Annotated in this window: 7 protein-coding genes; 6 read left to right on the top strand and 1 reads right to left on the bottom strand. The window is 69.1% G+C overall.

All coding sequences use genetic code 11. From position 1 onward, the window contains the following. From AACZ35_RS09915 to AACZ35_RS09905, 3 genes are all read left to right on the top strand, one after another. Positions 1-1624, top strand: a 1624-nt coding sequence (locus tag AACZ35_RS09915; protein ID WP_339828666.1) for a prolyl oligopeptidase family serine peptidase, incomplete at its 5' end; no start/stop codon positions are given. Between the two features lie 58 nt (positions 1625-1682). Then, positions 1683-2402 (top strand): 2OG-Fe(II) oxygenase, encoded by a 720-nt coding sequence (locus AACZ35_RS09910; protein WP_339828664.1) that lies wholly within the window; start codon positions 1683-1685, stop codon positions 2400-2402. Next, a complete protein-coding gene (locus AACZ35_RS09905; protein ID WP_339828662.1) occupies positions 2399-3223 on the top strand; it encodes a polysaccharide deacetylase family protein in 825 nt (274 codons plus the stop codon). Before AACZ35_RS09910 ends, AACZ35_RS09905 begins: the two co-directional genes overlap by 4 nt. 4 nt (positions 3224-3227) lie before the next feature. Here AACZ35_RS09905 and AACZ35_RS09900 read toward each other — a convergent pair whose 3' ends face one another. Beyond that, on the bottom strand, positions 3228-3716 hold the full coding sequence (locus tag AACZ35_RS09900) for a hypothetical protein (protein WP_339828660.1): 489 nt from the start codon (positions 3714-3716) through the stop codon (positions 3228-3230). Between the two features lie 118 nt (positions 3717-3834). On the opposite strand from AACZ35_RS09900, the gene AACZ35_RS09895 reads away from it, so the two are divergent. The 3 genes from AACZ35_RS09895 (at position 3835) to smc (ending at position 8110) form a co-directional block, all read left to right on the top strand. After that, on the top strand, positions 3835-4134 hold the full coding sequence (locus tag AACZ35_RS09895; protein ID WP_339828658.1) for a YciI family protein: 300 nt from the start codon (positions 3835-3837) through the stop codon (positions 4132-4134). Next, a complete protein-coding gene (locus AACZ35_RS09890; RefSeq protein ID WP_339828656.1) occupies positions 4131-4412 on the top strand; it encodes a BolA family protein in 282 nt (93 codons plus the stop codon). Before AACZ35_RS09895 ends, AACZ35_RS09890 begins: the two co-directional genes overlap by 4 nt. 200 nt (positions 4413-4612) lie before the next feature. Further along, positions 4613-8110, top strand: a complete 3498-nt coding sequence (gene smc, locus AACZ35_RS09885) for a chromosome segregation protein SMC (protein WP_339828654.1) — start codon at positions 4613-4615, stop codon at positions 8108-8110. The last annotated feature ends 194 nt before the right edge of the window (positions 8111-8304 follow it).

Genomic DNA, 8304 nt, shown 5'->3' with positions numbered 1-8304 from the left:
CCGCCACGGCCCGCTCGACCACCCGGTTTCCAATCCCTTCCTGTACATGGTCGACGTCGACGGCAATCCGCGCGCCGTCAACAAGCACGAGCCGATGTGGCTGATCGACCGGCTCGAAGATGACGAACACCACATCCTGGTGTCGCTCGGCTCGTCGCGCCGCTACGGCGTCGGCCGGGTCGACCTGCGTACCGGCAAGATCAAGGCGCAGAAGGTCAGCTGGCCGGCACACGCCAATTCGACCTATTACCTCGACAACGCCGCGCAGGTCCGCGGCGTGCGCGGTTACATGAACAACGAAATGTATCCCCGCCTCTGGGTGCTCGACGGCGCCGGCGAGTGGCAGGAAACCAACAACGAAAACGCCGGTGACGAGGCCCAGTACATCGTCGGTTTCTCGGCCGACAATTCCCGCGCCTACCTGATGGCCGAACGCCGCACCGGCACCGATGAGTTCCTGGAAATGGACCTGGCGACGCTCGAGACGCGGCCTCTGCTGCGCAACCCGCGGGTGGACGCCTTCGATACGCTTACCTCGCCGGTGCACGGCGGCGTCATCGCCGTGGTGTACCTGGACGGAAAGCCGAAGCTGGAATTCGTGGCGCCCGACGATCGCCATGCCCTCGAACTCAAGAAGCTGGCCAAGGCCTTCCCGAACGCCTACGTCTATCCCACGTCCTACGCGCTCGACGGCGAGCTGGGCGTGTACCAGGTGTCCTCGGACCTTGACCCGGGTGAGTACTACCTGGTCGACCACGCCAACGGCAAGGCGCACTTCGTGGCCGCGCGCAGCGAGCGCCTGGATCCCCGGCAGATGTCGCCGACGCAGGTCGTGCGCTTCAAGGCGCGGGACGGCCTGGAGATCGAAGGCTTCCTCACCGTGCCCCGGGACCGGCCGGCCGGCACGCCCGGCCCGCTGGTGGTGATGCCCCATGGCGGCCCGATCGGCGTTTTCGACCGCTGGGGCTTCGATTCCGAGGTGCAGCTGCTGGCAAGTCGCGGTTATGCCGTGCTCAAGGTCAACTTCCGCGGCTCGGGCAACTACGGCAAGGCGTTCCGCGAAGCGGGCCATCGCCAGTGGGGCGGAAGGATGCAGGACGACCTGACCGACGCCACGCGCTGGACGATCGCCCAAGGAATCGCCGCGCCGGGCCGGATCTGCCTCTATGGTTCCAGCTATGGCGCCTACGCGTCGATGATGGGCCTTATCCGCGAACCTGATCTTTACGCTTGTGGCATCGGCAACGTCGGGGTCTACGACATGCCCCAGCTTTACCGGGAAGAATCCGTCGGCAGCCGGTTCTCACGCACCTACATGGACGAGGTCCTGGGCAGCAGCGACCTCGCCAGCATCTCGCCGCCCAGCCTGGCGCGCGCGATTCGCGTGCCGGTGCTGCTCGGCGCCGGCGGCGACGACCGCACCGCGCCGCCGCACCACACCCGCAGCATGCGCCGGGCCCTGCACGGTGCCGGCGTGCCGGTCGAGATGAAGATCTATGGCGAAGAGGGCCATGGCTACTTCGACAAGGCCAACCAGCTCGACTGGGCCAACCGGGTGCTGGGCATGCTCGACCGGACCATCGGTTCCGGGCGGGCTGCGGATTCGACGGCCGCCACGCCCTGAGGAACTTTGCGCGATACTCTCGCGTCATCGCCAGGACCGAGGCGGCAAGCGCTACCGCATGCAATTCATCTACGACCCGGCAAACCTGTTGGCGGTGGCGGCGCGTGAAAACGCCAGCTACCGCGAGGCGGATCCCTTTCCGCACGTGGTGATCGATGACTTCCTCAGGACCGATGCGGCCGCCGCGCTGGCGGCCGCCATCCCTTCCGCCGACAGCGGGCTGCCCTGGGATCGTTACGCGGCCGAGGGTTTCGAGATGAAGCTGGCGAGTTCGCGCGAAGACGTGCTGCCTGAAACCGTCTGCCGCGCCCTGCATGAGCTCAACGCCGGACCGATGCTGCGTTTCCTCGAGGCGCTGACCGGCATCGAGCACCTGCTGCCCGACCCGCACCTGCTCGGCGGTGGTGTGCACCTGGTCGGGCGCGGCGGCCACCTGGGCGTGCATGCCGACTTCAACTGGCACCCGGGCCTGCAGGCGCACCGGCGCATCAACCTGCTGCTGTACTTCAACGATCACTGGGACCCGGCCTGGGGCGGCGATCTTGAACTGTGGTCCACCGATGCCGCGCGCCGGGTGAAATCGATCGCGCCCGTGTTCAACCGGGCCGTCATCTTCAATACCCGCAGCGATACCTTCCACGGCCACCCGGCGCCGCTGGCCACGCCCGAAGGCGTCTGGCGACGGTCGATCGCGATGTACTACTACACGACCACGCGCCCGGAAGCCGAGATCCGCGAGCCGCACAACACCCGCTACAAGGGCATGCACCTGCCATGAGCGGCCGCGACTGGCAGGTGCCCGTGCTGACCTACCACGCCAGCACCGTGGGCGGGCCGGCTTACGCCGGCAATGACCACGTCGCCTTCGCCAGCGACCTGGCGACGGCCACGCGCCTGGGCTGGCGGATCGTGCCGCTGCAGTGGGTGGTCGAGCAGCGCCTGGGCCTTGCCGATCGCGACCTGACCCGCTGCCTGGCGCTGAGCTGCGACGACGGCACCGTGCTCGACGTGCGCGACGTCGATTATCCGGGGCAGGGCCGGCAGCGGTCGTTCCTGGGCCTGCTTGAAGCACAGGCCGCGCAGCCGGACGCGCACCTGACCTGCTTTGTCATCGCCTCGCCCGATGCGCGCGCGCGCATGGACCGCGACTGCCTGCACGGCCTGGGCTGGATGGGCGAAGACTGGTGGGCGCCGGCGCTGGCCGGTGGCCGCATCGGCATCGGCAACCACAGCTGGGACCATAACCACCCGGTCATGGCCGAGGCCGGCCCGGGCGGCATGCCGCGCGGCGATTTTTTCGTCGTCGATAGTGATCAACGCGCGGCGTATGAAATCCGCCAGGCCGTCGATTACCTTGCGGCGCGGCTGGGGCCGGGCGCCTGCCCGCTGTTCGCGTATCCCTATGGCCATGCGCCGGATTTCCTGGTGCACGAGTGGTTCCCGCGCCACGGCGCCGGCCTCGGCCTGCAGGCGGCCTTCGGCACGCAGGGCGGGGCGGTGGGGCCGGGCAGCGATCCCTGGAACCTGCCACGTTATGTCTGCGGCCTGCACTGGTCGTCGCCGGAGCAGTTCGAAGCCCTGCTGGCCGGCCTGGCCTGAGGTCTCAGAAGGTCCCGAAACCCAGCACGCGTTGCACCAGTTCGCGCTTGCGCGCCTCCGGCAGCGGCCGGTGCCAGTGCGCGATGCGGTTGGGGAACGCGGTGGGTTCGAACCCGGCGCGCGCCAGCACCGCCCAGGACCGGTTGTCGCCGCAGTGGCCGAAAAAACCCTCGCAGCGGTCGCCGTAGAGGTCGATCGCGAAGCGCGTGACCTGCAGCATCGCGCCGCCGGCGGCGCGCAGGCGTTCGCGCTGGTCGGCGGGCATCGCGGCTATCGCCGCGCCGTCGGTGCAGGCGCCGCCGAGCAGGCAGGTGTCTTCGCGCAGCCAAAGGTGCAGGTAGGAAATCGGCTGCAGGCTGGCGTCCGGGCGCCTGTGCGAGGCCACCGCGTGGAATTCGAAATCCGGCGGCTCCGTGCCCCAGGTTCGCCGGTAGAGCGCGGCGATCGGCGCGGGGTCGGGTATCTGTGCCAGCTGGATGAAATCGTCGAGCACGGCGGGGCCGTCTCCGTGGGGAAGGCGTGGGCCATTGTCGCCGCTTCGGCGCCTGTTCGCGCCGCGCCACGGGATTCGGCCATAATGCCGGCCAACAGGGTCGGAACCGGGGGGTCCGATGTGGTACGCCATAAAAGGCACTGACCGGGCCAATGCCCTGGCCGCGCGCCAGGCAGCGCGGCCCGCGCATCTGGCCAGGCTGCAGGCGCTGGCCGCCGAAGGCCGGCTCAAGCTGGCCGGGCCGCTGCCCGCCATCGACGCCGAAGACCCGGGTCCCGCCGGTTTCACCGGCAGCCTGGTCGTGGCCGAATTCGCCGATCTCGCCGCTGCCCGCGCCTGGGCCGAGGCCGATCCCTATCTCGAAGCGGGCGTCTACAGCCAGGTCGATGTCTGGCCGTTCCGGCAGGTGCTGCCATGAGCCTGCCCCGCGAAGAACGCCCGGCCGCCATCCGCGCCATGCTCGAGTCGGCCCTGGCGCCGGATTCGCTGGACGTGGTCGACGACAGCCACCGCCATGCCGGCCACGCCGGTGCCCGCGACGGCCGCGGCCATTTCAAGGTCAGCATCGTCAGCCGCGCCTTCGCCGGCCTGGCCCCGCTGGCCCGGCACCGCAAGGTCTACGCGGCGCTGGGGCCGCTGATGCAGAGCGACATCCACGCCCTGTCCATCCAGGCCCGCACGCCCGACGAAGCCTGAGGCCCGGGGATCGCCGGGCCCTGCCGGGGCGCTGTTATACTGCCCTTCGGCCGCGCACCGGGGACCGCGCTCTGCCAATGAAATCAACATCTTGGCGTGGGCAGCGGACCGGTTCGTGGACTTCCCCTGGACCCTGCGGCGGGGCGCCCACAACGCCCCGTGGCCGGCCGGTTCGTCCGGTCGACTGAGAACCCCGATCAATGCGCCTTTCCACGATAAAGCTGTCCGGCTTCAAGTCCTTCGTCGATCCCACGGTGCTGCACCTGCCGACCAACATGACCGGCGTGGTCGGTCCCAATGGTTGCGGCAAGTCCAACATCATCGATGCGGTGCGCTGGGTCATGGGCGAAAGCTCGGCCAGCCGCCTGCGCGGCGATTCGCTCACCGACGTCATCTTCTCGGGTTCGTCCTCGCGCAAGCCGGTCAGCCAGGCGCAGGTCGAACTGATCTTCGACAACACCGAAGGCACCATCGGCGGCGAATTCGCGCGCTACGCCGAAATCTCGGTCAAGCGCCTGGTCAGCCGCGACGGCCAGTCCAACTACTACCTCAACGGCGCGCGCTGCCGTCGCCGCGACATCACCGACCTGTTCCTGGGAACCGGCCTGGGCCCGCGCAGTTATTCGATCATTGAGCAGGGCATGATCAGCCAGATCATCGAGGCCAAGCCCGAAGACCTGCGCGTGTACCTGGAAGAAGCCGCCGGCATCTCCAAGTACAAGGAGCGCCGCAAGGAAACCGAATCGCGCATCAAGGGCACCCGGGAAAACCTCGACCGCCTGAGCGACCTGCGCGAGGAAGTCGACAAGCAGCTCGAACACCTCAAGCGCCAGGCCCGCGCCGCCGAGCAGTACCAGGCCCTGCAGGCCGAGCGACTGAACAAGGACGCCCAGCTCAAGGCGCTGGAATTCCGCCGTTTCGACGGTGACCTCAAGGCGCTCAACGAAGCCCTGACCCAGGACGAGATCAAGCTCCAGGCCCTGCTTGCCGACCAGCGCCAGGCCGAGGCCCAGATCGAGGCCTGCCGCAGCCAGCACGGCGAGGCCAGCGAAGCCCTGGGCAAGGCCCAGGCCGAGGTCTACCGCATCGGCGGCGAACTGGCCCGCATCGAGCAGCAGATCCAGCACCAGAAGGAACTGCGCCAGCGCCTGGAAACCGCCCGTACCGAAGCCGACGCCGCCTTTGCCCAGGTCGGCGAACACATCAGCGGCGACGAACGCCAGCTGGCCGAACTGCACAACGCCATCGCCGCCGCCGAACCGAAGCTCGAGAGCCTGCGTGGCGACGACTCCGGTCGCCAGGAAGCACTGAAGGCCGCCGAAGCCGCCCTGCACGACTGGCAGCAGCGCTGGGACACCTACGCCAAGGCGCAGTCCGAAGCCGCGCGCTGGGCCGAGGTCGAACGCACCAAGATCGAATACCTGGAAAAGCAGGCCCTGGACGCCGGCCGCCGCCGCGAAACCCTGTCCGGCGAGCGCAGCGGCCTGGACACCAGCGCCATCTCGACCAGCCTGGCCCAGCTGACCGCCGACCACGACCAGCAAAAAGCCGGCCTCGATGGCCTGGGCGAACAGCTCGAACAGCGCAAGACGGCCCTGGCCGGCCTGCAGGACCAGCAGCGCCAGCAGCAGTCCGAACTTGCCGACGTACGCAAGCAGGCGCAGGCCGCGCGCGGTCGCCTGTCGTCGCTCGAGGCACTGCAGCATGCGGCGCTGGGCCAGGAAAAAAACGTCGCGCTCGATTGGCTCAAGGCCCAGGGCCTGGACGGCCAGGCGCGCCTGGGCGAAGCCCTGCAGGTGGAACCGGGCTGGGAGACCGCCGTCGAAACCGTGCTCGGCAGCCTGCTTGAGGCCGTGACCGTGGACGCGCCGCGTGAATTCCTCGACGCGATCACCGGACTGTCCCAGGGACGCGTGGCCCTGGTATCCGGCGGCACCGGCGATTTCCAGGCCCCGGCCGGTTCGCTGGCCGCGAAGGTGCAGGGCCCCGATGCCGTGCGCCGCCTGCTGGCGGACGTGCTGGCCATCGACAGCGCCGGCGACGCGGCCGGCATTGATTTCGGCGGCGCCTCCTCGGCGATCACCCGCGCCGGCGAATGGCTGGGCCAGGGCTGGCTGCGCGTGCTGCGCAGCGGCGAAGCCCAGCAGGGCGCACTGGCCCGCGAACGCGAAATCCAGACCCTGCGCGCCGACATCGACGCGCTGGCGAAAAAGGAACAGGCACTCAACGACGGCCTGACCGCCATGCGCGACAAGCTGCTCGAGGCCGAACAGCACCGCGAGGACGCGCAGCGTGCGCTTTACATGGCGCACCGCGGCGTGTCCGAACTCGCCGGCCAGTTGCAGGGCCAGCAGGGCCGGCTTGAATCGGCCCAGGCCCGCGTCGCGCGCATCGACGCCGAACTGGCCAGCCTGGCGACCACGCTGGAAGAATCCCAGGCCAATGCCCGCGAAGCGCGTGCGCGCCTGGAACAGGCCGTGGCCAAAATGGGCGACCTGGAAACCGAACGCCAGGCGCTCGACAGCCAGCGCCGCAGCCTTGGCGAGCAGCGCGACAGCGCCCGCAACAGCGCCCGTGAAGCCCGCGATGCCGCGCACCAGCTGGCGCTGACGCTCGAGTCCCAGCGCGCCCGCGTGGTCGCGCTCAGCCAGTCGCTGGCGCGCATGGGCAGCCAGAAGGCCCAGCTCGAAGTGCGCCTGAACGAACTGCAGGCCCAGCTCGCCGAGGGCGACGCGCCGGTGGTGGCGCTCGAAGGCCAGCGCCAGGCCGCCCTGGACCAGCGCGTGGTGGCCGACAAGGCCCTGGGCGCGGCACGATCGGCCCTGGACGGCATCGAAGCCGAGATGCGCAAATACGAACAGGTCCGCCAGCAGCGCGACCAGCAGTCGCTGGCCCAGCGCGAGGCGATTTCGCAGAAGAAGCTCGAACACCAGGCCCTGCAGCTGCGCGCCAGCCAGCTTTCCGAAGCCGTGGCCGAAGCCGGCCTGTCGCTGGACGAGGTGGTGGCGGCGCTTCCGGAACAGGCCGACGTCGAGGTCTGGCGCAAGTCGCTGGCCGACATCGACGCCAAGATGCGCCGGCTCGAGCCGGTCAACCTGGCCGCCATCCAGGAATATGGCGAACAGAGCGAGCGCAAGACCTACCTCGACGCCCAGGACGCCGACCTCACCTCGGCGCTGGAAACCCTGGAAGAAGCCATCCGCAAGATTGACCGCGAGACCCGCGGCCGTTTCAAGGAAACCTTCGACCGGGTCAATACCGGCGTGCAGGAACTCTATCCGCGCCTGTTCGGCGGCGGCCACGCCTACCTCGAACTCACCGGCGAAGACCTGCTCGACACCGGCGTGTCGATCATGGCGCGCCCGCCGGGCAAGCGCGTGTCGAACATTTCGCTGCTTTCCGGCGGCGAAAAGGCGCTCACCGCGGTGGCGCTGGTGTTCGCGATCTTCCGGCTCAACCCGGCGCCGTTCTGCCTGCTCGACGAGGTGGACGCGCCGCTGGACGAGGCCAACGTCGGCCGTTTCTCGTCCATGGTCACCGAGATGAGCGAAAAGGTGCAGTTCCTGTTCGTCACCCACAACAAGGCGACCATGGAGGCGGCCAAGCAGCTTTCGGGCGTCACCATGCGCGAGCCGGGCGTCAGCCGCCTGGTGTCGGTGGACCTGGCCGAAGCAGCGCGCCTGGTCGGCGCGGCCTGACCGCCGCCGATAATTGGTGCATCATTCCGCAGGGCGGCGCTTGCCGCCCACGGACAAGGACACAGGGAGGGGACCATGTTCGAAGGACTCAGCGACACCGCGCTGCTGCGCATCGCCATTGCCGTCGCGGCCCTGGTCTTGTTCGCGGTGATCATCTTCTCCAGCCGGCGCAAGCCGGGGCAGGGCCGCCGCGC

It is taken from the genome of uncultured Arenimonas sp. (assembly GCF_963976025.1).
Lineage (GTDB): Bacteria > Pseudomonadota > Gammaproteobacteria > Xanthomonadales > Xanthomonadaceae > Arenimonas.
Note: the sequence above shows the minus strand (reverse complement) of the source record. Positions and strands in the feature narration are given on the sequence as shown.

Coding starts and splice junctions, on each gene's coding strand:
- AACZ35_RS09910 (WP_339828664.1), top strand. CDS start 1,683: ATGCAATTCATCTACGACCCGGCAAACCTGTTGGCGGTGGCGGCGCGT.
- AACZ35_RS09905 (WP_339828662.1), top strand. CDS start 2,399: ATGAGCGGCCGCGACTGGCAGGTGCCCGTGCTGACCTACCACGCCAGC.
- AACZ35_RS09895 (WP_339828658.1), top strand. CDS start 3,835: ATGTGGTACGCCATAAAAGGCACTGACCGGGCCAATGCCCTGGCCGCG.
- AACZ35_RS09890 (WP_339828656.1), top strand. CDS start 4,131: ATGAGCCTGCCCCGCGAAGAACGCCCGGCCGCCATCCGCGCCATGCTC.
- smc (WP_339828654.1), top strand. CDS start 4,613: ATGCGCCTTTCCACGATAAAGCTGTCCGGCTTCAAGTCCTTCGTCGAT.